The organism is Delftia sp. 11MD, from assembly GCF_050907895.1.
Taxonomy (GTDB): Bacteria; Pseudomonadota; Gammaproteobacteria; order Burkholderiales; family Burkholderiaceae_C; genus Comamonas; species Comamonas tsuruhatensis.
Window position 1 is genome coordinate 439,638 of the sequence record NZ_CP194333.1, and the last position, 22,189, is coordinate 461,826.

The window sequence follows — 22,189 nt, forward strand, 5'->3', positions numbered from 1 at the left end:
CTCAGGCGATGAAGGCGTCGTAGCCGGTCTTGAGGATCAACAGGCTCACCACGCCGATGAAGATGCCCCGCACGAAGCCCGTTCCATGGCGCAGGGCCATGTGTGTGCCCAGCATGGCGCCCAGCACATTGGCCACCGCCATGGGGACGGCCAGGTGCCACCAGATATGGCCCTTGAGCGTGAACAGCGCCAGCGCCGCCAGGTTGGTGGCCATGTTCAGCAGCTTGGCCGAGGCCGATGCGTTCAGGAAGTCATAGCCCATCAGCCGCACGAACAGGAACACGAAGAAGCTGCCCGTGCCGGGGCCGAAGAACCCGTCATAGAAGCCGATGGCTAGGCCGATGGCGCAGGCGATCAGCGTCTCGGCGCGGCCCGAATAGAGCGGCGTGTGGTTGCGGCCCATGTCCTTGCGCACCAGCGTATAGACCAGCACGCCCAGCAGCACCAGCGGCAGCAACTGGCGCAGGAAGTCGGGGGAGATCTGCGTGACGGCCCAGGCCCCCGCAAAGGAGCCCGCCATGCCCACGCAGGCGGCCGGCATCATCGCGCGCCAGGGCAATTGCACCTTGCGGCCGTACTGCCAGGTGGACATGGCCGTGCCCCAGACGGAGGCGCTCTTGTTGGTGCCCAGCAGGGTGGCCGGTGGTGCGGTGGGGAAGGTGGCGAACAGCGCGGGCAGCAGGATGAGGCCTCCGCCGCCCACGATGGCGTCCACGAAGCCGGCCAGCATCGAGGCCAGCGAGACGATGATCCATTCCATAGGGCGGCGATTGTCGCACCGCCACGGTGCCGCATCAGGCTGGCCGCAGGCATAAAAAAAAGCGCCGGACTTGCCGGCGCTCTGGGAAATGCATCTTGGGATGCTATTTATGAATGTTGATCTGGTTGTGTACGAGTTGTCTCCTCGGCCCCTCTTGTGCAGCACTGTGGTACCGCGAGAGTGGATGGACTTTAATGGCCGCACCTGGGTGGTGCATCGGGGATTTCCCGCAGTTGCCGCGAAAGTGCGGGATTGCACCAGCAAGGGGCTGGGACGATGATTGCCGGTTGCCGGACGTTCAGCGCATGCGCAGCACCAGCTTGCCGAAAGCACCCCGCTCCAGATGCTCCAGGGCTGCCGGCAGATCGGCCAGCGCGTATTCGCTGTCGATCACAGGTTGCAGCTTCAGCCAGTCCACGGCACGCACCAGATCCTGCAGCGCACGCCGGTGTGCCACGCCGATGCCCTGAACGGTGGCGCGCCCCAGCAGCAGCGGATAGACCGAGCCGCGCAGCTCGTCGCCCTGCAGATTGCCGATCACCGACACGCGGCCTCCCTGTGCCAGGGCCGATAGCGAGCGGCCGAAGTTATCCCCCCCGGCCAGTTCCAGCACATGGTCGGCGCCGCGTCCTCCCGTGAGGGCGCGCACCTCGGCGGCCCAGTCCGGCGTGCGGTGGCGGTGGATGCCGTGGTCTGCACCCAGCTGCGCAGCCCGCGCCAGCTTGTCGTCGCTGCCCGAAACCACCACCACGCGCGCACCCTGGGCATGGGCGATCTGCATGGCGAACAGCGCCACGCCGCCCGTGCCCATGATGACCACGGTGTCCCCGGGCCGCGTGGGCGCGGACTCGGCCAGCGCGAACCAGGCGGTTGCGCCCGCGCACGTCAGGGTGCTGGCCTGCGCAAAGTCCAGCTGACGGGGCGCGGCGACCAGGTTGTCTTCGCCCAGCACCACGTATTCCGACAGCATGCCCGGCCCGGGCGAGCCCAGCGGCAGGCTGGTGCGCGGCTGCACGCCGTCCTGCCAGCCGCAGAAGAAGGTGCTGATCACGGCGTCGCCAACCGCGAACTCCGCGACTCCCGGGCCGATGGCGACCACCTCGCCAGCCATGTCCGAGCCGGGCACCAGGGGCAGGGCCGGCCCCATGCCCATGCCGTCGCGCAGGATCAGCAGATCGCGGTAGTTCAGCGATGCCGCATGCACGCGCACCAGTACCTGGCCCTGCCCGGGCTCGGGAATGGGGACTTGCACCAGCTGCAGGTTTTCATGGCCCAGGGCGGGCAGTTGCCATTGCTGCATGAATGGGGAAGACGCAGGCACGGTCATGGAAGGCGGTCCTTTCGAGGCAGATATCAAACAGGACTTCAGTCTATTGATTCCTCCATAATTGCATTGATTCAATTGAGGCTATGGTTTGTAGAATTTATGGAACCAATTGCAAATGACAGGCTGGCAGGCGTCAGCGCTTTCGTCGCCTCGGCCGAGGCCGGCAGCTTCGCCCAGGCGGCCGAGCGCCTGGGCCTTACGCGCTCGGCTGTTGGCAAGGCCGTGGCGCGGCTGGAAGAGCGCCTGGGCGCGCGGCTGTTCGTGCGCACCACGCGCAGCCTGGGGCTGACCGAGGACGGCCAGATGTTCTACGAGCGCTGCGCGCAGGCGCTGGAGGACCTGGATGCCGCCCGGCACATGCTGGAAGCCGGGCGGCGGGAAGTGGTGGGCCGGCTGCGCATCAGCGCACCCGTGGTCTTCGGCCGCCACCACGTGGCTCCCTTGCTGCTGGAGCTGGCGCAGCTGCATCCGCGCCTGCGCATCGAGGCCAGCTTCACCGACCGCCAGCTGGACTTCGCCGATGACGGCATTGACCTGGCCATACGCAGCGGGGAACTGTCTGACAGCGACTGGCTGGTTGCGCGGCGCCTTGGCATGCAAACCATGGTGCTGTGCGCATCACCCGCCTATCTGCAGGCCCATGGCGCGCCGCGCAGCGTGGCCGACCTGGCCGGGCATCGCTGTATTGCCTATATGCGCAGCGGCCGCGCCGCCCCCTGGAGGCTGGCCGGTGAGGATGGATCGCTGGCCGCGCCCGTGCTGGAGCCGGCGCTGGGCTTTGACGACATAGAAACCATCGCCACGGCCACGCTGCAGGGCGCGGGCCTGGCCCACATGCCGCTGTGGCGGGTGCGCGGTGCGCTGGACAGCGGGGCGCTGGTGCGCCTGCTGCCCGACGTGACGGCCGCGCGCATTCCCCTGCATGTGCTGTGGCCGCGTACGCGCTTTCTGCCCTACCGGCTGCGCGTGACCATCGATGCGCTGCTGGCGGCGATTCCGCCGCTGCTGCAGGAGCAGTCCTAGGCGGCCAGCGCAACGGCCGGTTCCGTGCTCTGCCGTGCCGGCTCCTGGCCCCGGCCCTGCCTGTCCGCAAGAATCCAGCCGGCGGCCTTCTCCGCCATCATCAGCGTCGGGCTGTTGGTGTTGCCGCTGGTGATGCGCGGCATGGCGCCTGCATCGATCACGCGCAGGCCCTGTACGCCGCGCACGCGCAGGCGGCTGTCGAGCACGGCCATGGGGTCGTCGGCGCGGCCCATTCGCGTGGTCCCCACCGGGTGGAAGATGGTGGTGGCAATGTCGCCGGCCAGGCGGGCCAGGTCCTCGTCGCTCTGGTATTGCACGCCGGGCTTCCATTCCTCGGGGGCAAAGCGCGCCAGCGCGCTCTGGCTGACGATGCGCCGCGTCACGCGCAGGCTGTCGGCGGCCACCTGCCGGTCCTCGGGCGTGGACAGGTAGTGCGGCGCAATGGCAGGCGCCTGGCGGAAGTCTCCGCTGCGGATGCGTACCGTGCCCCGGCTGGTAGGGTTGAGGTTGCAGACGCTGGCCGTGAAGGCCGGAAAACCGTGCAGCGGCTCGCCGAAGGCGTCCAGCGACAGCGGCTGCACGTGGTACTGGATATTGGGGTGCGCCTGCTGGGGGCTGCTGCGCGTGAAGGCGCCCAGCTGCGAGGGCGCCATGCTCATGGGGCCGCTGCGGCGCAGCAGGTACTCCAGGCCGATGCCGGCCTTGCCCCACAGCGAATTGGCCATGGTGTTGAGCGTGCGCGCCCCCTTGATCTTGTAGACCGAGCGGATCTGCAGATGGTCCTGCAGGTTCTCGCCCACGCCGGGCAGGTCGTGGCGCACGGCGATGCCGTGGCCTTGCAGCAGCGCCCCCGGGCCTATGCCTGACAGCTGCAGGATCTGCGGGGAGTTCACGGCGCCCGCGCACAGCAGGACCTCCTGGCTGGCCTGCACATCGACCATTTCCGAGCCGGTCCAGACCTGTGCGCCGCTGCAGCGCAGGCCGCCGGCGGGCAGCGGCTCGAACAGCAGCCGGCTGACCTGGGCATGGGTCCACAGCTCGAAGTTGGGGCGGCCATAGCAGGTGGGCCGCAGGAAGGCCTTGGCGGTGTTCCAGCGCAGGCCGCCCTTTTGGTTGACCTCGAAGTAGCCCACCCCCTCGTTGCTGCCGCCGTTGAAGTCCTCGGTGGCCGGAATGCCGGCCTGCTGGGCGGCTTCGGCAAAGGCATCCAGGATGTCCCAGCGCAGGCGCTGCCGCTCCACGCGCCATTCGCCGCTGCCGCCTGTGCCCGTGCCGCCGTGCAGGGCGCGAAAGCGCGCATCGGCGTTGCCCCCGGCGTCCAGCCGCCAATGGCTTTCATGCTGGCGAAAGGCCGGCAGCACCTGGTCCCAGCGCCAAGCGTCGTCGCCGGTCAGCTCGGCCCAGCCGTCGTAGTCGCGGGCCTGGCCGCGCATGTAGATCATGCCGTTGATGCTGGAGCAGCCGCCCAGCGTCTTGCCGCGCGGATAGCGCAGGCTGCGGCCGTTGAGCCCTTCGTCGGGTTCGGTCTGGTAGAGCCAGTCGGTGCGCGGATTGCCGATGCAGTACAGGTAGCCCACGGGGATGTGGATCCAGTGGTAGTCGTCCTTGGCGCCCGCCTCGATCAGCAGCACGCGGCTGCGGCCGTCGCGCGAGAGCCTGTTGGCCAGGAGGGCGCCTGCCGTGCCGGCGCCGATGACGATGTAGTCGAAGGTGGTATTGCTCATGGAGATGGGCGGGCGTCCGCTGCGGGCCGGAACGTCCTTGGGAGCCGGGGTTGGTGCTTCGGCCCATTGTGCGGACGGCATGCGCACTGTCGAGAGGGAAAGCGCGCTGGACTCCTTTTTTCGCAGCAGCGCATGCAGCAGCGGTGGCGGTCCCGCTGGTTTTTTGATAAAAATTGCACGCGTAGGGCAAAGCCGTCGCGCACACGGCGTTGCGGGGCAATCTGCGGGCCGCGCCGCTCGGTTATCCTGCGGTCTTGGCGGGCGTGCCACCGTGCCTGCCCGCGCGCCTCGGCCCCGCCTTCGCAACCCCCAAGGACTTCCTGCACTTGTCTGCCCTCAACAATCCCCCCCAATGCAGCCTGCGCCGTGACAACGACGGCCAATGGGCGTTGCTGACCGGCTCCTGGGGCGCGGCCGAGCTGGGCCGGCGGGCGCAATGGCGCAGGCTGCGTGCACAGCTGGCCGACGCCAAGGGCGATGACCTGGGCTGGAACCTGCAAGGGCTGGACTGGCTGGACCACGTGGGCGCGCAACTGCTGTGGAACCACTGGGGCCGTCGCCTGCCCGCGCGCCTGGCGGCCAGCGACGCGCAGCGCGCCATGCTCGACCGCGTGGCCCGTTTTTCCAAGGAGCCTGCACCGCCGGCCCCGCGCCTGAGCCTGCTGGAGCACATCGACAGCCTGGGCTGCCTGGTCATCAACGCCTGTGGCCATTTCGCACAGCTGACGCGGCTCATCGGCCAGTTGCTGATCGACCTGGTGCGCTTTGCGCGTGCCCCGCACCGGGGGCCCTGGCGCGACATTTCCGGCCACCTCTACTCCATGGGCGCCACGGCCCTGCCCATCACGGCCCTGGTGGGCTTTCTGATCGGCGTGGTGCTGGCCTACCTGATGGCGCTGCAGCTGCGCCAGTTCGGGGCGGAATCCTTCATCGTCAACATCCTGGGCATCTCGCTGATCCGCGAGCTGGGCCCGCTGCTGGCGGCCATCTTGGTGGCGGGCCGCACGGGCTCGGCCATCACCGCCCAGATCGGCGTGATGCGCGTCACCGAAGAGCTGGACGCCATGCAGGTCATGGGCATACCGCACGGCTTTCGCCTGGTGCTGCCGCGTGCGCTGGCGCTGGCCATTGCCATGCCGCTGGTCTCGCTGTGGACCACGCTGGCCGCGCTGGCCGGCGGCATGCTGGCCGCCGACCTGACCATGGGCGTCACGGGCGCCTACTTTGCCGAGGCGCTGCCTGCCGCCGTGAAGATCGGCAACCTCTGGATCGCCATGGGCAAGTCCGTGGTCTTCGGCGCCCTCATCGCCTTGATCGGCTGCCACTGGGGCCTGCGCGTGGAGCCCAATACGCAGAGCCTGGGCAAGGGCACGACGGCCTCGGTGGTGTCGGCCATCACCATGGTCATCGTGGTGGATGCGATCTTCGCCATCTTGTTCAAGGACGTAGGCATCTGATGGCCATGGACACCGAAACCTCCTCCACGCCCGCAGCCGACGAGCCCATCGTGCGCATCGCCGGGCTGTGGAGCGTGTTTGGCGAAGGCGAGAACGCCTTTGCCGTGCACCAGGACCTGGACCTGGATGTGCAGCGCGGCGAGATGCTGTCCATCGTCGGCGGCTCGGGCACGGGCAAGACCGTGCTGCTGCGCCAGATGCTGGGGCTGCTGGAGCCCACCAAAGGGCGTGTCGAAGTGCTGGGCCGCCCGGCCAGCGAAATGGGCCGCGAGGGCGCTGCCAGCCGCGTGGGCATGCTGTTCCAGCACGGGGCGCTGTACTCGGCCTTCAGCGTGCTGGACAACGTGGCCTTCGCTCTGCGCGAGCAGGGCACGCTGCCCGACGATCTGGTGCGCGACGCGGCCCTGGTCAAGCTGCAGATGGTGGGCCTCAAGCCCGAGCATGCCTCGCGCATGCCGGCCGATCTCTCGGGCGGAATGATCAAGCGCGTGGCGCTGGCGCGGGCGCTGATCATGGACCCGCCCCTGCTGCTGCTCGACGAGCCCACGGCCGGCCTGGACCCCACCAGCTCCGACGAATTCTGCGAACTGCTGCGCGAGCTGCGTGCCGAGCTGGGCCTGACCGTCATCATGGTCACGCACGACCTGGACACGCTGTTCGCACTGTCCTCGCGCGTGGCCGTGCTGGCCGAGAAGAAGGTGCTGGTCAGCGGCCCGCCGCGCGAGGTGGCCGAGTTCAAGCATCCGTTCATCGAGCATTTCTTCCAGGGCGAGCGCGGCAGGCGCGCGATGAGCACGGTATGAGAAGCCCCCCTGAGTCGCTTCGCGCCTTCCCCCCTCTCGCTTTGCGGGGGGGGACGACACCCTCGCGGCGGGGCGGCCCTTGCTCGGTGTCCCTTGCCTTGGGGTGCGCCGGTTTTGAAGGCCGCGCTCTGAGTGCTGGCCCTGGGGGCTGTGGCCCCATGCCTTGTTTTGCTGGGCTCAACGTTATGGACCATTGATATGGAAAACAAATCACATGCCATGGCGGCCGGCATTTTCGTGCTGGTCGTGGCGGCCCTGCTGGCGGGGCTGGCGATCTGGCTGACGCGCGATACGCGGCAGTACAACGAGTACGAGCTGTCCACCAAGGATGGCATCAGCGGCCTGCAGGCCCAGGCGGCCGTGCGCTACAAGGGCGTGGCCGTGGGCAAGGTCACGCGGATCGGGTTCGATCCGCAGACCAATGGCAATGTGCTGATCCGCATCGCCATCGGTGTGAACACGCCCATCACGCCCACCACGTTCGCCGTGCTGGGCTACCAGGGCGTCACGGGCCTGGCCCATGTGCAGCTCGATGATGCGGACCAGCCCCAGCCCCAACTGCCCCCGGGCCCCAGCGGCCTGCCGCGCCTGCCGCTGCGCTCTTCGCCGCTGAGCATGCTGGCCGACCAGGGGCAGGTGCTGCTGGAGCGCGCCGATGAAATCTCGCGCCGCCTCAGCGACATGCTGGACACCGACAACCAAAAGCGCGTGAGCCAGGCGCTGGAGAACATTGCGGCCGCTGCCGCAGGCGTGCAGCAGCTCACGCAGAACCTGGACCGCACGCTGTCCACCCAGGTGCCGCAGCTCGCCGCCGACGCCCACAACACCCTGCAGTCGCTGGAGAAGGCCAGCAACGGAGCCGCCGCCGTGGCGTCCGAGCTGCAGCAGACCGTGCGCCGCGTGAACGCGCAGGACGGGCCGCTGGAGCAGATCGCCCAGAGCACGCGCGCACTGACCCGCATGGCCGATTCGCTGGGCCGCAGCACGGTGCCGCACGCCAACCGAGCGGCCGATGATGTCTCGCGCGCCGCGCGCCAGATGGGCACGGCGGCCAGCCGCTTCAGCGACAACCCGCAGGCCGTGATCTACGGGCCGGGCCAGGCCCGTCCGGGGCCGGGCGAGCCCGGCTTCGTCGCCCCGTCTGCAGCCACCCAGCCCTGATCGAGGAACCCGCATGTCCCCATCTCGCAAGACCGCCGTGGCCAGCGCTGGACTGGCCGCCGCCCTGATCCTGCTGGCCGGCTGCTCGGCCCTGCCGCAGCCCCCCGCCCAGCCCGCGCGCTATGACTTCGGTCTGGCGCCGCTGTCCACGCCCGCGCAGTCCGCCACATCCGCAGCCCCGCAGGCACGCACGCCGCTGGCGCTGGCCGATGTGGAGGCCCCCGCCCTGTCCGACGGCAGCACGGCCATGTTCTACCGCCTGGCCTATGCCAACGGCCAGGAACTGCGCCCCTACCAGCTGGCGCGCTGGAGCCAGCCTCCTGCACTGCTGCTGCAGCAGCGCCTGCGCAGCCAGCTGGGCCTGCAGCGCCCCGTGCTGGCCAGCAGCGAAAGCGTGGCCCAGCCGCGCCTGCAAGGCGCCGTGCCCACGCTGCTGCGCGTGGACATCGAAGAATTCAGCCAGGTCTTTGATGCGCCCGGCTCCAGTGCCGGCGTGGTGCGCCTGCGCGCCACCCTGGTCGAGCAAAGCGGTGCTGTGGACCGCCTGCTCGGACAGAAGGTGTTCGAGGTGCGCAGTCCTGCAGCTTCGGGCGATGCGGCGGGCGGCGCCCAGGCCCTGGCCAAGGCCACGGATGCGGCCATTGCGCAGATCGATGCGTGGCTGGGGCAGCAGGGGCACTGAGCTGCTGCTGGATTTCCAGCCCATCCATTCTCTTGAGAACGGCTGGTGGGTGCATTGCATCCGCTGGCCGTTTTTTGTTTTCGGCAACTGGCTCTGCAAGCAAGTGGACTTTTTCTGCCCCTGCCGGATGGTTGCTTTTCGAGGCCGGGTCTCGGCCCGGCAGCCGACTGCCCTTTTCTTGATTCGCCAAGAAAGGTCAGATCACGAAGCAAGCCTGTCCTTCGGCAGGCTTGCAACCCCGCAACCGCCACGGCGCAGGTGCGGACATACGGGGAAAAGGCCGGGTACTCAGGGCAGGGGCGGGCCGCGCCTGACCCAGCGCTTCCCGCGTGTCCGTCAGGGGCTGTAGTCCCGATCCCACCGTCTCGGCTGCCCCTGGGACGACCGTCAACACTAGGTCCAGACTACGACGCGCAGCCCCCAGGTTTTTTACAGTGGAACCGTCGCTGATGCAGATCGCGGCTTTGAAAAAACAAGGCCTGATTGCACGGCACGACTTCAACATCACTGAAAGGACCAAGCCATGAATGAAGACCGCATCAAGGGCAACTGGAAGCAATTCACCGGCAAGATCCGTGAGCAATGGGGCAAGCTCACCGATGACGATCTGGACGTGATCGCCGGCAAGCGCGAGCAATTCCTGGGCAAGCTGCAGGAGCGCCAGGGCCTGGCCCGCGACGCTGCCGAAAAGCAGCTGACCGACTGGCAAAAGCGCAACCCCGACTTCCGCTTCGAAGACTGACGAGGGTGGACCCCGCGGGTGGCACGGATGCCCTGGCCGGCGCCACCACCCGCTCCCCGACAGCCAGCGTGCCTGAGGGCACGCACCAATGGCCCGCCGCCGCAGGCACCAAGGGCCACCTCAGTACAAATACAAGGAGTTCCATCATGCAAACACCGCAACGCTTTCGCCACATGCTGTCCGCCGTCGCCCTGGGCCTGATGGCCTCCGGCGCCATGGCCATGACCAATGCCGAGCACACGGCCGCCAAGAACCAGATCGAGGCCGACTACAAGGCTGCCAAGGAACAGTGCAAGCCGCTCAAGGACAACGCCAAGGACGTCTGCGAGAAGCAGGCCAAGGGCCAGGAAAACGTCGCCAAGGCTGAACTGGAATCGCGCCGCAATCCTTCGCCCAAGAACAGCGAAAAGGCACTCAAGGCCAAGGCTGATGCGGACTACGACATCGCCAAGGAAAAGTGCGATGACCTCAAGGGCGACGCCAAGGACGTCTGCGTGAAGGATGCCAAGGCTGCTCATGTGCGTGCCGTCGAAGCCGCCAAGGTGAACAAGGCCCAGGCCGAACCTGCCGCCAACTCTGCCGCCAAGGCCGCCAACGTGGCCGAGACCCGCAAGGACGCTGCCGAGGAAACCCGCGAAGCCGACTACAAGGCTGCCAAGGCCCGTTGCGACACCATGAGCGGTGACGCCAAGGATGCCTGCGTGGCGGATGCCAAGCGGAAATATGGACAGTAAGCTCCCCCTGAGCGGCTGACGCCGCTTCCCCCTCTCTACTCGCTTCGCGAGGGAGGGGGACGGCACCTTCGCCGCGAGGCGGCTCTTGCTCGGTGCCCCTGGCCTTTTGGCCGCGCCAGTTTTATCCGCCTTGACCAAGCCCCGCTCGCGGGGCTTTGCTGTTTTCGGGTTGGCTGATGTGGGTCAAACGGGTTGGGCGGTGCTGTTCCTAAGCTGCAGGCTTTCACGATGAAGGCAGGAGAAGCATATGGCCGTGCTGGAATGGAGCGGAGCGCTGGCATTGGAGTTGCCGGCCATGGACGAGGTGCACCAGGAGTTCGTGCTGCTGCTGGCCGAGGTGGAGGCGGCCGATGATGCGCAGCTGTGCGCGCGCTGGGATGAGTTGATCGCGCATACGCAGGTGCATTTCGACCAGGAAGACCGCTGGATGCAGTCCACGCGGTTCACCAGCACTAACTGCCACAGCCTGCAGCACAAGGTGGTGCTGCAGGTGATGCGAGAGGGGGCGGCCAAGGCGGCAGCGGGGGATCTGGCCGTGATCCGCAGCATGGCGGGCGAGCTGGCGGCCTGGTTCGTGCACCATGCGCAGACCATGGATGCGGCGCTGGCCCTGCATCTGCGCAGTGCGGGCTTCGATCCCGCCACGGGCTCGCTGGCCCACCCCGAGGCCTTGCCCGAGCAGCCCATCACGGGCTGCGGCGGTGCCTGCGACGGCAGCGCCGACCGCGCGCGGGCCGTGCCGGCCTGATCCGGCGGGCCTTCAATCGGCCAGCCAGCCCGCTCAGGGCACGATCGCGGGCGAGGCCAGGATGGGGAAGATCTTCACCAGCCCGCCCGCCATCACCTCCACGGCCAGGGCCGCGAGGATCAGGCCCATGAGGCGCGTCATCACGTTGATGCCGGTCTTGCCCAGCACGCGCGCAATCGGGTCGGCCAGCGAAAAGCAGACCATCACCACCAGCGCCACCACCACGCCATAGCCCACCAGCGCCAGGTGCTGCCAGATGGTGCGTGCCTGGTCGGCATAGATCACCACGGTGGACATGGAGGCCGGCCCTGTCAGCAGCGGAATCGTCAGCGGCACCACGGCAATGCTGTTGCCCATGGCGGCCTTTTCCGCGCCTGCCGCCAGAGTGGGCGCGTTGGGCCGTTCCTCGGCCGGGCGGGCGTTGAGCATGTTCATCGCGCTGATCAGCAGCAGCAGGCCGCCGCCCACCTGGAAGCTCTGCAGCGAGATGTTGAAGAAGTCCAGCACCTGCAGCCCGATGATGGCGCAGGCCGCGATCACGCAGAACGAGGCCAGCGCCGCCGTGCGAATGGTCTGCTGGCGCTGCTGGGCGCTGAATCCCTCGGTGTAGTGGATGAAGAAGGGGACGATGGCCAGCGGGTTGATGATGGCCACCAAAGTGATCAGCGGTTTGAGGTCCATGGTTGCCTTGGAGCTAGAGGTTGCCGCCCGAGATATCGACCAGGCTGCCCGTGGTGTAGTGCGAGCCGTCGGACATCAGCCAGAGGATGGCGTCGGCCACCTCCTCGGCCCTGCCGCCGCGCTGCATGGGCACGTTGGGCGCCAGGCGCTCGACGCGGTCGGGCTGTCCGCCGCTGGCGTGGATGTCGGTCTCTATCAAGCCGGGCCGCACGGCGTTCACGCGTATGCCCTGGGCGGCGACTTCCTTGGCCAGGCCCAGCGTCATCACGTCCAACGCGCCCTTGGCGGCCGCATAGTCCACGTACTGGCCCGGTGCGCCCAGCCGCGAAGCGATGCTGGAGACGTTCACGATGGCGCCACCCCGTCCGCCATGGCGGGTGCTCATGCGCCGCACGGCCTCGCGCGCGCAGATGAAGCTGCCGATGGTATTGACACGGAACATGCGCTCCAGCCGCTGCACGCTCATCTCGGCCACGGTCTGCGCGCGGTCCACCACACCGGCGTTGTTGACCAGGGCATCCAGCCGGCCGAACTGCGCATCCACCGCACCGAACAGGGCCAGCACCTCGGCTTCGTCGCCCACATCGGCCTGCACGGCCAGCGCGCGGGTGCCGGCCAGTTGCACGTCGGCCACCACGGCCTCGGCCGCATCGCGCTGGTGCTGGTAGCTGATCACCACGTCCCAGCCCCGGTGCGCTGCCATGCGTGCCGTTGCGGCGCCTATGCCGCGGCTGCCGCCGGTGATGAGCACGACTTTTCGTTCCATCGAATGTCTCCTGTGAAAGAATTGCCGCACGGGCCGGCCCGCCGCCATTACAGCATTGCGGGGCGCGTCCGCCCACCGGGAAATCACAACAGGTTCTCAGACAGAAAGGAACGCGGACATGGGCAGTTTTGTGCAGTTGACTTCATTGGATGGCACGTCTTCGCCGGCCTGGGTGGCCCGCCCCGACGTGCCCGCGCGCGGTGCCATCGTCGTGCTGCAGGAGATCTTCGGCGTCAACGCCCATATCCGCGCCGTGACCGACCGGCTTGCGGCGCGGGGCTATGTGGCCGTGGCGCCGTCACTGTTCACGCGTGTGGAGCCGGGTGTGGACCTGGGCTACGGCGACGCCGACCGTGCCAAGGGCATGGCGCTGAAATCCGCCGCCGAGGCGCTGCCCCAGCCCGGCGTGCTGCCCGAGATCGAGGCCGCCATCGCCCATGCCGCCACGCTGGTGCCCGGCGGCAAGGTGGGCATCGTGGGGTTTTGCTGGGGCGGCCTGTGGGCCTGGCGCGCGGCCTGCAACCTGCCCAGCCTGTCGGCTGCAGCCTGCTACTACGGCGGCGGCATGACCACGCCGCTGGAGATGGGCCGCGAGCCGCTGTGCCCCGTGATTGCCCACTTCGGCCGGCGCGATACGCACATTCCCGTGGACGCCGTGCAGGCCTTTGCCCAGGCGCAAAAGCATGTGCAGGTGCACCTGTACGACGCCGACCACGGCTTCAACTGCGACCAGCGCAGCGCCTACGACGAGGCCAGCGCCCTGCAGGCGCGCGACCGCACGCTGGCCTTCTTCGACCAGCACTTGGCCTGATCTGCCGTGCCGGGCGTGGCCCGGCATGGAAAATCCAGGCATCGGGATTTCCGGGAGTGCTGCTTGAAACCCGGTGCCTGATGCAATAGGCTTTCCAGAAGTCTCAACAGGAAAGGATGTCCATGCGACCGTCCGTGGTACTCGACATGAATCGCAGCGCAGTGCGTGAAATGGCCAGCCGTTTCCGCACTGCGAACCCGCGCGTCTTCGGCTCCGTGCTGCATGGCACCGACCGGGACGGCAGCGACCTCGACCTGCTGGTCGATGCATTGCCGGGCGCGACGCTGTTCGACCTGGGCGGCCTGCAGGACGAGCTGGAATCGCTGCTCGGCCTTCGCGTTGATCTGCTGACGCCCGGAGACCTGCCGCTGAAGTTCCGTGCCCAGGTGCTTGCGGAGGCGCAGCCGATATGAACGGGCATCGCCTTCCCGATTACCTCGATCACATACAGCAGGCCGCAACGGATGCCTGTAGCTTCGTGGAGGGCTTGGCCAAGGAGGATTTCCTGGAGGACAAGCGCACCCAGCAGGCCGTCATCATGAGCCTCGTCATCATCGGCGAGGCTGTCACGAAGGTCATGGATGGCTATGCCGAGTTCGCCCAGACACACGGGCAAGTGCCATGGCGCAACATGCGCGGCATGCGCAACCGCATCGCCCATGGCTATTTCGACATCAACCTCGATCTGGTGTGGGACACCGTGCAGACGGCCTTGCCTGAATTGCTCAGGCAATGGCCATCCATTCGCCGGGATGCGGACGGCGCCAGGCCGGGCTGACCGGTGCTGCGCGAGTGTCCGCAACTGGCCTGATCAACCCCCGGGGTCCGGATCACAGGCCGGCCCCGGCCTCGCCTTGCGCGCCTGCACGGTCTGCAGCGTGCCCCGCAGCGCGCGCTGCTGCGCGGTCAGGAAGCTCATCAGCCCGCCCAGGTCGCTCAGTTGTTGGTCTGGGCCGGCCATGCAGCACAGGTCGATCACCATGCCCATCTGGTGCATGCAGTCCTTGAGGCGATAGACCTCGTATTCGGAAATGGGGTAGTACAGGCTGGTCTCTTCCCTCAGCACTTGCGGGGAAGAGAAGAAAGGCGGGGAGGCGTGTGCTCCGCTGAGTGCATTGAGGTCAGACATGGCGGCTCCTTTGGCATGAACTGGCACCCCCTTGCGGAGGTTCCGCACAGCCCCGCCAAAAACGGAACCGTGCCCGGCGCAGCACCGGGAAGATGAAAAAAGCCGCTGCCTCGTGAAAAAGGCGTGCGGCTGCTGCGCCTACGTTGTTCCGGGCCGCCAAGCCCGTATCCCCCGAGGGGATCGCGAAATGGTACTCCAAATGCGCGTCCTGCCGCGCTCTGAAGCCAGGTTCAACCTTGGGGTCGCTGCGCGTGCAGCCCCATGTGGTACAGCCCCCAGGGCGCCTGCGCAAAACGTTCCTTGAGCGGCTTGCCTGCCAGATCGGCAATGCGGTCGGCGTCATACATGGCCCATTGCGGGCCCAGGCCGCCCAGGCCCAGGCGCAGGCCGTCCATGCGCGTGGCCAGCAGCATGCGCCATTGCAGGGCCTGCGCCAGCGGCAGCTGGGCGCGGTAGCCGTCGATGGCCTGCAGGGTGATCCACTGGCCCTTGGCCGCTGCGGCGGCGCTGTCCACGCCGGCCGCCTGCAGCACGGTGGCCAGCAGCGGGCCGCGCAGCCGGTGGGGCTGGCCGTCGTATTCGATATGGGGCGTGATCTCCACCGTGGGCAGGCGCTCCAGCGCACCGGCCCCTGTGGTCCAGGCCGAGTCGAAGGCCAGGCCATGGTTTTTCAGCAGCAGATCGGCCACCGGGTCCAGCGGCCCCCGGTTGCCGCGCACGCCGGGGCCGCTGATGGTGAGCACGGCGGCTTCGGTGCTTTTCCCGGGGGCGGCGGGGGCGGCCAGGGCGCTTTCGCACAGGGCCAGGCCGGTGGCTGCGCTGGCGGCCAGCAGGCTGCGGCGTGAAAGCGGGCTCCGGCTTGCGGATGCGGTCATGGGGAACTCCTGGGGGTGCGTGGCGATGTGCCATCGCCGATTTTCCGTGAAGTGCCCATCCTGCGCGACAACGCCGCGCCCGCTGCGGTCAGCAGGCCCAGCAGCGCAATCCCCCCGGCGCCCAGCGCTGGAATGGGCGCCGCAGATGGTGCGGGGGCCGCCGTGACGGTCACGGTGTTGCTGTCCGAGCCGGAGGTATTGCCATCACCGGGCACATAGCGCGCCTGCACCGTGGCCGTGCCCGGTGGCAGCCGGGGCACGCTGCAGCTGGCCTGCCCGCCGGTCACCGCAACGCTGGCGCACAGCACCTGCGTTCCGTTCAAGAAATCCACCGTGCCGCTGGCGCCGGCAGGCAGCGTGACCTGGGCGCTGAAAGTCACGCTCTGGCCATGGCCTGGCGCAGCGGGGGAGGCCGACAGGTGGGCGCTGGTGGCTGCCGGGCCGATCACAACGGTCACGGCTGCGGGTTCGGTGGTGGCGCCGTTGGCATCGGTGGCGGTCAGCGTGAAGCTGTAGCTGCCTGCCGCCTGCGTGGCTGGGGCCGAGAGGGGGCCGGCGGCCTGGCTGAAGCCTGCGGGCAAACCGCTCACGCTGTAGCTGAACGGCCCCACGCCGCCGCCGGGCACGGGCGCCAGCGGCTGGCTGTAGGCCGTGCCGTAGGTGCCGGAGGGCAGGCTTGCCGTGACGCTGAAGGCCGTGAAGCTGGCCTGCACGCTCCTGGCTGCATCGATGGTGACGCTGCAGGTGGGCGTGCTGCCGCTGCAGGCGCCGCTCCAGGCGGCAAAGGCATGGCCAGCGTCGGGCGTGGCGGCCAGGGTCACCAGGGTGGGCGCGCCTTCGAAGTAGCCATAGCCGGCCTGGCACAGGCCGCCTGGGCGGCCGCAGTCCTGTACGGCACCCGTGGCTGCAGGCGGGGAGGCCTGCGCCGATACGCCGCCCGCGCCGCTGGCCAGCACGGTCAATGCCGCCTGGAAGACGTTCGCCTCCACGGCGCCGATGTCGCACCGTGCACCCTGGGGCCTGACCACGCCGCGCTGGTCCGTGCCGGGTGCGGCAGTGCAGGCCACCCCGTCCAGTGCCGGGCTGCCGGTGGTGTTCAACATGGTCTGGGTGGGGCCGCCGTGGCTGGCCAGGGGGCCGAGCTGCGGGTTGCCCGTGGTGAAGGCCAGGGCGCTGATGTCGGCATTGTTCAGGGCCTGCGCCAGGCCCAGCAGATTGTTGCTGCCGCTGGCATCGCTGGTGCCGCCATTGCGCAGGTCCAGCACCACGTCCCTGCCAGCGGGCTGTTTGGTGGCCGGCTCGAACACGCTGTCCTGGACAATGCTGGCCTGCATCTGCAGCGAGGCACCGCTGCGGGTGCAGCTGATGTTGCCACCCGCACTGCAGGCGGCCTGGGAATCGCCCAGGCTATAGATGGCGCCGCCTTGCGCGGCCGGGTTGTCGTCGCCATTGGCCTGCACGGTATTGCCGGCCAGGGTGGAGAAACGGATGGTGAGCACGCCGTTGTAGTTGAAAACGGCGCCACCCAGGCCGGCGCCGCCGCCGCTGCTGTTGCCCAGCCCGCCGTGTGCACCGTTGCCAGCCAGGGTGACCTGGTTCAGCGTCAAGGTGCCTGCGTTGTTGAAAATGGCCCCTCCCATGCCGCCTGCGCCACCGCCAGCGTCGAAGGGGCCGCCCCCACCGTTGCCGGCGCCGAAGCCGCCACCGCTGCCACGACGGCCACCACCACCGCCAAATCCGCCACCGCCGGAGCCGCCGCCGCCACCACCGAAGCCGCCGTTCTTGCCGCTGGCGCTGCCACTGCCACCGCCCAGGCCGCCATCGTTCGGGCCGCCAGCGTTCGGCCCTCCCCCCGGGGACAAAGTCCCATCCTCGCCCACGCCGGCACCTGCAAAGGAGTTCAAGGAAAGCCTGCCTCCTTGCCCCCCTTGTGCGTGATTGCGCGTGAGCGTGCTGCGTTCGATGGTGAGCTGGCCCCGATTGAAGATGGCACCGCCCGCACCCAGCGCGCCGCCGCCAAAGCGGCTGGAGCCGCCTGTGGCCTGCCCCCCGGCCAGGGTCAGGCCGCGCAGGACCAGGCCACCCTGCGCATCGATGTCGAACAGCCGGAAACCGGGTGCGGTACCGAGGCGCTGCAGGCTCACGCCCTGGGGCGTCAGGCCATTGGCGGTGGCATCGATGGTGATGTGCTTGCCGCTGATGAAGAAGGCGCTGGGGCCGAACTGCGAGACGTAGCCGGGCCAGCTGGCCAGCGGCAGGCAGGTGGCGCCGGCGGCCTGCCCGGTGTCCAGGCAGTTGGTAAAGCGGGTCAGCGAGATGGTTTGTCCATCCAGGGCCGCGCCGAAGACGATGGTGTCGCCATCGGCGGCATGGTTGATGGCGTCGCGCAGGGTGTCGCAGTTGCGGTCGCCTGCGGCAGGCGAGCATTGCGCACGAGACAGCGGCTCGGTGTCTGCAATCTCGCCGGCGGTGGTGACGGTGAGTGTGGCGGCCTGGGCCGCGGCGCCGGCAAGGGCCAGGGCCAACCCGCCCGTCAGGCCCAGGAATGTCCGGCCCCAGGGGCTCGGCGTGGGCATGGGTGGTACGTCGGCTGCAGCAGACGGGTGGATGATGGACATGGCGGACCCCCTCGGTAGGCACAGCATCTCGGTGATGTGCTGAAGAGGGCAAATCTATGGGGTGTCCGGCTTTCTGTATGTCCCCCGTTCGGGCTACATGGCCGATGAGAGGGGCGGGGTCGCCATGCCGCTCATGTCGCCCATGTCGCCTATCCGGGCGACATGACAGCGGTCTTGTTCCATGTGAACATGCGGCCCTCGCCACGCACTCCACCTCCATGGACACGCACACAGACCCGTACTCTGCCGCCGCGACGGGTGGCGCCACACCCATCCGCGTGGCCGTGGTGGAGGACGACGCCGCCTGCCGCCATGCCCTGGTGGGCGTGATCAATGCCGCGAAGGACATGGTCCTGTGCTGGGCGGCAGCCAGCCGCGCGGAGGCCCTGCACCAGCTCGGCCGCGCCGATGGGGCCGGTGCCATGGACGTGATGCTGGTGGACCTGGGCCTGCCCGACGGCAGCGGCCTGGAGGTGATTGCTGCCGTGCGTGCCCGCCATCCCGGGGCGGCGGTGATGGTCAGCACCATCTTTGGCGACGAGCAGCATGTGCTGGCCGCCATCGAGGCCGGCGCCATGGGCTATCTGCTCAAGGACCTGGCCGCCGACGCGGTGCTGGAGGAAGTGCGCAGCCTGCACGCGGGCGGCAGCCCCATCAATCCCATGGTGGCGCGCAAGCTGCTGCTGCGTCAGCAGCGGGCCGGGGCGGTGGCCGGGCTGGAACGGCCTGTGGAGCCGCAGGCCGCCGCGCAGGCGCTGTCTGCGCGCGAGCTGGAGGTGCTGCGCCTGGTGGCGCGCGGCCATACGCTGGACGAGGTGGCGCGCCAGCTGGGCGTGTCGCGCCACACGGTGCGCACCTTCGTGCGGCGCATCTACGGCAAGCTGCAGGTGTCCAGCCGCATGCAGATGATGCATGTGGCCTTGCAGCGCGGCTGGCTGGCCGAGGGGCGGCAATGAGCGCCGCCACGGTGGGCAGATGACGCAGCCGCTGCTGCAGGGGAGGGTCTTGCTGGTTTCGGCGGGACTGGTGGCGCTGGCGATGCTGCTGGCGGGGGCATTCGGGCTGCGTGGCCCCGCCGCAGGCGAAGCGGTGCAACTGCGCCAGGCGCAGCTGTGGCGGTCGGACAGCCCGCACTGGGCGCCGCCTGCGGCGCTTGCGTCGGCCGACGACGCGGTGCTGGATGCATCGACGCCGTGGAGCGATGTGGACCTGCCCTATGGGGGCGACAGGGCCGTGTCGGGCAGCGGCGACCTGGCAGCGGCGCCGCCCGAGGTGCGCTGGTTCCGCGCCGTGGTGCCGCCTGAAGCCCTGGTGCCTACGCCGCAGGGCGCGCGCCTGTATATCCCGCGCTGGCAGACGGTGGGCACGGTGGCGGTGTATGTGGACGGGAAGCTGGCCTGGCAGACGCGCGGCAGCCGGGTGTGGAACAGTTTCAACCGGCCGGTGTGGCTGGACCTGGGCGGGCTGGCGCAGCCGGGCAGGCCGCTGCAGGTGCATGTGCGCATGGCCAGCCAGCAGGGCGTGGGCGGGGCGCTGTCCAGCCTGTGGGCGGGGCCTGCCGAGTCGCTGCGCCTGTCCTGGCGGCTGCGCAGCCTGCTCCAGGCCGATCTGGTGGTCTATACGGCAGGCTCCTACCTGGTGCTGGGCCTGTTCGCGCTGGCGCTGTGGACGCTGCAGCGGCGGCGAGGGGATGTGGTGTTCCTGCTGTTCTTCCTGATGTCGCTGTGCCAGTTGCTGGGCTCGCTGCAGTTCATGGTGGACGGCGAGGGGCTGGCCCTGTCGGACGGCTGGTTCTCCTGGCTGACGCTGGCCGGCCTCATGGGCGCCACGGTGGCGGCCTTCCATTTCCTGTGCCTGATGCAGCGCAGGCGCCGGCCCTGGCTGGGCCGGGTGCTGCAGGGCTATGTGGGCACGGTGCTGCTGGTGGCGGTGCCGCTGTGGGGCCCGGCGCACGAGACCATCCTGCCGCTGCTGCGGCTGCTGATGGTGCCGCCGGAGATCCTGGTGCTGTGCATGGCCGTGGCGGGAGCCTGGCGCATGCGCGATGGCGGCAGCACCATGCTGGCCGTGTGGATGCTGCTGTCGTTTCCCATCGGCTTCCATGACCTGGCGCTGCAAAGCTACCTGATCAGCATGGAGAGCATCTACCTCACGCCCTATGTGTACCTGGGGCTGTTCACGCTGTTCCTGCTGGTGGCCTACCGGCGCTACAACGGCGCGCTGGCCGTGGCCGAGAACGCCAACCTGCATCTGGCGGAACGGCTCAAGGCCCAGGAGGCGGAGCTGGCCCAGGCCCATGAGCGCCTGCTGGCCGTGGAGCGCGAGCAGACGCTGATGCAGGAGCGCCAGCGCCTGATGCGCGAGATGCACGACGGCGTGGGCTCCTCGCTGATGAGCGCGCTGCGCGTGGTGGAGTTCAACCAGGCCGGCACGGTGGACCTGGTGCAGCTGCTGCAGGAGTGCATCGATGACCTGAAGCTGTCCATCGACTCGCTGGAGCCGCTGGACTGCGACCTGCTGGCGCTGCTGGCCGGGCTGCGCTACCGGCTGGGGCCGCGCCTGGAGGGGGCGGGGCTGCGGCTGCACTGGGAGGTGAGCGACCTGCCCGCGCTGCCCTGGCTGGACGCGCAGGCCGCCCTGCATGTGCTGCGCATCCTGCAGGAGGTGCTGACCAACATCATCAAGCACAGCGGCGCGCGCGAGATCACGGTGCGCACGGCCCAGGCCCCCCTGGAAGGCCGGGCCGGCGTGCAGGTGCTGGTGGAGGACGACGGCCACCCCTTCGACCGCGCCCGGGCACCCACCGAGGGCCGCAAGGGACTGGCGAACATGCGCACGCGCGCGCTGGCGCTGCAGGCGCGGCTGGACTGGGCGCCGCTGGCCGGCGGCAATCGCTTCACGCTGTGGATGCCGCTGGAGCGGGCGGGGCCCTAGCCCTGCGCCGTGCGCGCCATGTAGCGCTTGCGCCAGAAGAACATGGTCAGGCCCACGGCAATCGCCATCATCGAGCCCATGGCCCACCAGAAGCCGTCCTGCTTGTGCACCAGGGGGATGAACTCGAAGTTCATGCCGAAGATGCCGGCAATCAGGTTCAGCGGCAGGAACACGGCCGTCAGCGCGGTCAGCGTGCGCATGATGTCGTTGGTGCGGTTGCTCTGCACCGAAAAATGCATCTGCACCACGGTCTCGGTGCTTTGCTCCAGCCGCCGCACGTGGTGGACCACGCGCTCTATGTGTTCCAGCACGTCGCGGCTGCGCACCTTGAGCAGGTCCAGCTCGCGCAGCGCCGCCACGCCCTCGGGAGGCGCCCAGGTCTCCAGCGCGTCCGTCCAGTCCTGCACGGCGGCGCGCTGGTCTTCGCAGACTTCGTCCAGCTCATGCAGGGCCAGCCGTGCGTCCAGCAGCGCCCCCCAGTTGGCAAAGCGCGTGCGCGGGCGCAGCAGCTCGGTCTGCCAGTGGTCCAGCTGGCGAGACAGTTCGCGGCGCAGGTCCAGGAAGCCGTCCACGATGAGGTTGACCACGCGCAGCATGAGGTCGGCCGGGCTGGCCGGCAGCCGCGTGCCGGATGTGGGGTTCAGCCGTCCCTCGCGCAGATCGCTGGGCATGGCGGCCAGCAGCCGCGCGGCATAGGCGTCGCGCACGGTGCAGTCGTCGGGGTGCACGGACAGCAGCACCTGGTCGAACATGGCAAAGCCCACGGGGCTGGTGTCGATGTTGCGCAGCACGGGCGGGCCTGTGCGGCGCACGGGAGGCGAGGGGGGCGCCGCCTGCGCCGCAGGCGAAGAGGCCGTGCCGGCCTGCGCGGCGGCACGCGCCTGCCCGCTGGCCAGGCGGCGAAAGACCAGCAGGTCGTACTGCGAGGTGTAGTCGTAGCGCGATGGCAGCTGGGCGTTGAGCAGGTCCGAGACATGCAGGTCCACCAGCTGCTGGCCCGACAGCAGCTGCAGCGTGCGCTGCACGTCGGCCAGCCGCTCCTGCAAGGTGGCGCGGGTGCAGGAGATCCACAGGAAGCCCTGCGCGGGCGCCTGCCCGGGCAGGTCGGCCAGTTCGGTGGCGCCGCCCGGCTGCAGGTGGAAGATGCGCATGTTCCTGGCGTTCCCGGCTGGGGGAGCGGCTCCCGTGCCCGTGGGCGGCGTCACCGGCGGCAT

22 protein-coding genes are annotated in these 22,189 nt (G+C 69.0%); 13 read left to right on the plus strand and 9 right to left on the minus strand.

All coding sequences use genetic code 11. The features are described from left to right. Position 1 precedes the first annotated feature (1 nt). Together ACRSCF_RS01990 and ACRSCF_RS01995 are read right to left on the minus strand one after the other, a co-directional pair. Entirely contained in the window at positions 2-760 is a 759-nt protein-coding gene (locus ACRSCF_RS01990) for a sulfite exporter TauE/SafE family protein (protein WP_244387743.1), read from the minus strand. 298 nt (positions 761-1,058) lie between these two features. Beyond that, complete coding sequence (locus ACRSCF_RS01995; protein WP_016448540.1) at positions 1,059-2,087, minus strand: zinc-dependent alcohol dehydrogenase family protein; 1,029 nt, start codon at positions 2,085-2,087, stop codon at positions 1,059-1,061. 99 nt (positions 2,088-2,186) lie between these two features. Here ACRSCF_RS01995 and ACRSCF_RS02000 point away from each other — a divergent pair, with 99 nt between their 5' ends. Next, complete coding sequence (locus tag ACRSCF_RS02000; protein ID WP_034365663.1) at positions 2,187-3,110, plus strand: LysR family transcriptional regulator; 924 nt, start codon at positions 2,187-2,189, stop codon at positions 3,108-3,110. Here ACRSCF_RS02000 and ACRSCF_RS02005 read toward each other — a convergent pair. Then, a complete protein-coding gene (locus ACRSCF_RS02005) occupies positions 3,107-4,834 on the minus strand; it encodes a GMC family oxidoreductase (protein ID WP_016448538.1) in 1,728 nt (575 codons plus the stop codon). The two genes, ACRSCF_RS02000 and ACRSCF_RS02005, sit on opposite strands and share 4 nt — an antisense overlap. 326 nt (positions 4,835-5,160) lie before the next feature. On the opposite strand from ACRSCF_RS02005, the gene ACRSCF_RS02010 reads away from it, so the two are divergent. The 7 genes from ACRSCF_RS02010 (at position 5,161) to ACRSCF_RS02040 (ending at position 11,161) form a co-directional block, all read left to right on the plus strand. Next, positions 5,161-6,291, plus strand: a complete 1,131-nt coding sequence (locus ACRSCF_RS02010) for an MlaE family ABC transporter permease (protein WP_016448537.1) — start codon at positions 5,161-5,163, stop codon at positions 6,289-6,291. Continuing rightward, entirely contained in the window at positions 6,291-7,094 is an 804-nt protein-coding gene (locus tag ACRSCF_RS02015; RefSeq protein WP_012202305.1) for an ABC transporter ATP-binding protein, read from the plus strand. Before ACRSCF_RS02010 ends, ACRSCF_RS02015 begins: the two co-directional genes overlap by 1 nt. Before the next feature lie 198 nt (positions 7,095-7,292). Continuing rightward, positions 7,293-8,255 carry an MlaD family protein gene (locus ACRSCF_RS02020; protein WP_016448535.1) on the plus strand — a complete coding sequence of 321 codons (963 nt, stop codon included), beginning with the start codon at positions 7,293-7,295 and terminating at the stop codon, positions 8,253-8,255. A 13-nt stretch (positions 8,256-8,268) separates the two neighbouring features. Then, a complete protein-coding gene (locus tag ACRSCF_RS02025) occupies positions 8,269-8,937 on the plus strand; it encodes an ABC-type transport auxiliary lipoprotein family protein (protein WP_016453581.1) in 669 nt (222 codons plus the stop codon). Between the two features lie 523 nt (positions 8,938-9,460). Further along, complete coding sequence (locus ACRSCF_RS02030) at positions 9,461-9,679, plus strand: CsbD family protein (protein WP_012202308.1); 219 nt, start codon at positions 9,461-9,463, stop codon at positions 9,677-9,679. A 146-nt stretch (positions 9,680-9,825) separates the two neighbouring features. Further along, positions 9,826-10,413 carry a hypothetical protein gene (locus tag ACRSCF_RS02035; RefSeq protein ID WP_016448533.1) on the plus strand — a complete coding sequence of 196 codons (588 nt, stop codon included), beginning with the start codon at positions 9,826-9,828 and terminating at the stop codon, positions 10,411-10,413. Positions 10,414-10,660: 247 nt separating this feature from the next. Then, complete coding sequence (locus ACRSCF_RS02040) at positions 10,661-11,161, plus strand: hemerythrin domain-containing protein (protein WP_034365659.1); 501 nt, start codon at positions 10,661-10,663, stop codon at positions 11,159-11,161. Between the two features lie 33 nt (positions 11,162-11,194). On the opposite strand, the gene ACRSCF_RS02045 is transcribed toward ACRSCF_RS02040, so the two are convergent. Both ACRSCF_RS02045 and ACRSCF_RS02050 read right to left on the minus strand, forming a co-directional pair. Then, on the minus strand, positions 11,195-11,842 hold the full coding sequence (locus ACRSCF_RS02045) for a MarC family protein (protein WP_016448531.1): 648 nt from the start codon (positions 11,840-11,842) through the stop codon (positions 11,195-11,197). 13 nt (positions 11,843-11,855) lie between these two features. Next, positions 11,856-12,608 (minus strand): SDR family oxidoreductase, encoded by a 753-nt coding sequence (locus tag ACRSCF_RS02050; protein ID WP_016453579.1) that lies wholly within the window; start codon positions 12,606-12,608, stop codon positions 11,856-11,858. A gap of 118 nt (positions 12,609-12,726) precedes the next feature. On the opposite strand from ACRSCF_RS02050, the gene ACRSCF_RS02055 reads away from it, so the two are divergent. The 3 genes from ACRSCF_RS02055 to ACRSCF_RS02065 all read left to right on the plus strand — a co-directional run bounded on the left by ACRSCF_RS02055 (position 12,727) and on the right by ACRSCF_RS02065 (position 14,197). Next, complete coding sequence (locus ACRSCF_RS02055) at positions 12,727-13,419, plus strand: dienelactone hydrolase family protein (protein WP_160854768.1); 693 nt, start codon at positions 12,727-12,729, stop codon at positions 13,417-13,419. A gap of 122 nt (positions 13,420-13,541) precedes the next feature. After that, complete coding sequence (locus ACRSCF_RS02060) at positions 13,542-13,832, plus strand: nucleotidyltransferase family protein (RefSeq protein WP_013800234.1); 291 nt, start codon at positions 13,542-13,544, stop codon at positions 13,830-13,832. After that, positions 13,829-14,197, plus strand: coding sequence for a HepT-like ribonuclease domain-containing protein (locus ACRSCF_RS02065; RefSeq protein WP_013800235.1), 369 nt, complete (start codon positions 13,829-13,831; stop codon positions 14,195-14,197). Before ACRSCF_RS02060 ends, ACRSCF_RS02065 begins: the two co-directional genes overlap by 4 nt. Positions 14,198-14,230: 33 nt before the next feature. Here the strand turns inward: ACRSCF_RS02065 and ACRSCF_RS02070 are convergent, their stop codons facing one another. From ACRSCF_RS02070 to ACRSCF_RS02080, 3 genes are all read right to left on the minus strand, one after another. Further along, positions 14,231-14,548 (minus strand): hypothetical protein, encoded by a 318-nt coding sequence (locus ACRSCF_RS02070; RefSeq protein ID WP_034365656.1) that lies wholly within the window; start codon positions 14,546-14,548, stop codon positions 14,231-14,233. A 230-nt stretch (positions 14,549-14,778) separates the two neighbouring features. After that, entirely contained in the window at positions 14,779-15,423 is a 645-nt protein-coding gene (locus ACRSCF_RS02075) for a molybdopterin-dependent oxidoreductase (RefSeq protein ID WP_017405502.1), read from the minus strand. After that, positions 15,420-18,041, minus strand: coding sequence for a choice-of-anchor Q domain-containing protein (locus ACRSCF_RS02080; RefSeq protein WP_279613715.1), 2,622 nt, complete (start codon positions 18,039-18,041; stop codon positions 15,420-15,422). Before ACRSCF_RS02080 ends, ACRSCF_RS02075 begins: the two co-directional genes overlap by 4 nt. 218 nt (positions 18,042-18,259) lie before the next feature. Between ACRSCF_RS02080 and ACRSCF_RS02085 the strand changes: the two genes are divergently transcribed. After that, a complete protein-coding gene (locus ACRSCF_RS02085) occupies positions 18,260-18,997 on the plus strand; it encodes a response regulator (protein WP_034365654.1) in 738 nt (245 codons plus the stop codon). Positions 18,998-19,046: 49 nt separating this feature from the next. After that, positions 19,047-20,975: an ATP-binding protein gene (locus ACRSCF_RS02090; RefSeq protein WP_432675183.1), complete on the plus strand. Its 1,929-nt coding sequence runs from the start codon at positions 19,047-19,049 to the stop codon at positions 20,973-20,975. Here the strand turns inward: ACRSCF_RS02090 and ACRSCF_RS02095 are convergent. Further along, positions 20,972-22,189 (minus strand): magnesium transporter CorA family protein, encoded by a 1,218-nt coding sequence (locus ACRSCF_RS02095; RefSeq protein WP_034365649.1) that lies wholly within the window; start codon positions 22,187-22,189, stop codon positions 20,972-20,974. The two genes, ACRSCF_RS02090 and ACRSCF_RS02095, sit on opposite strands and share 4 nt — an antisense overlap.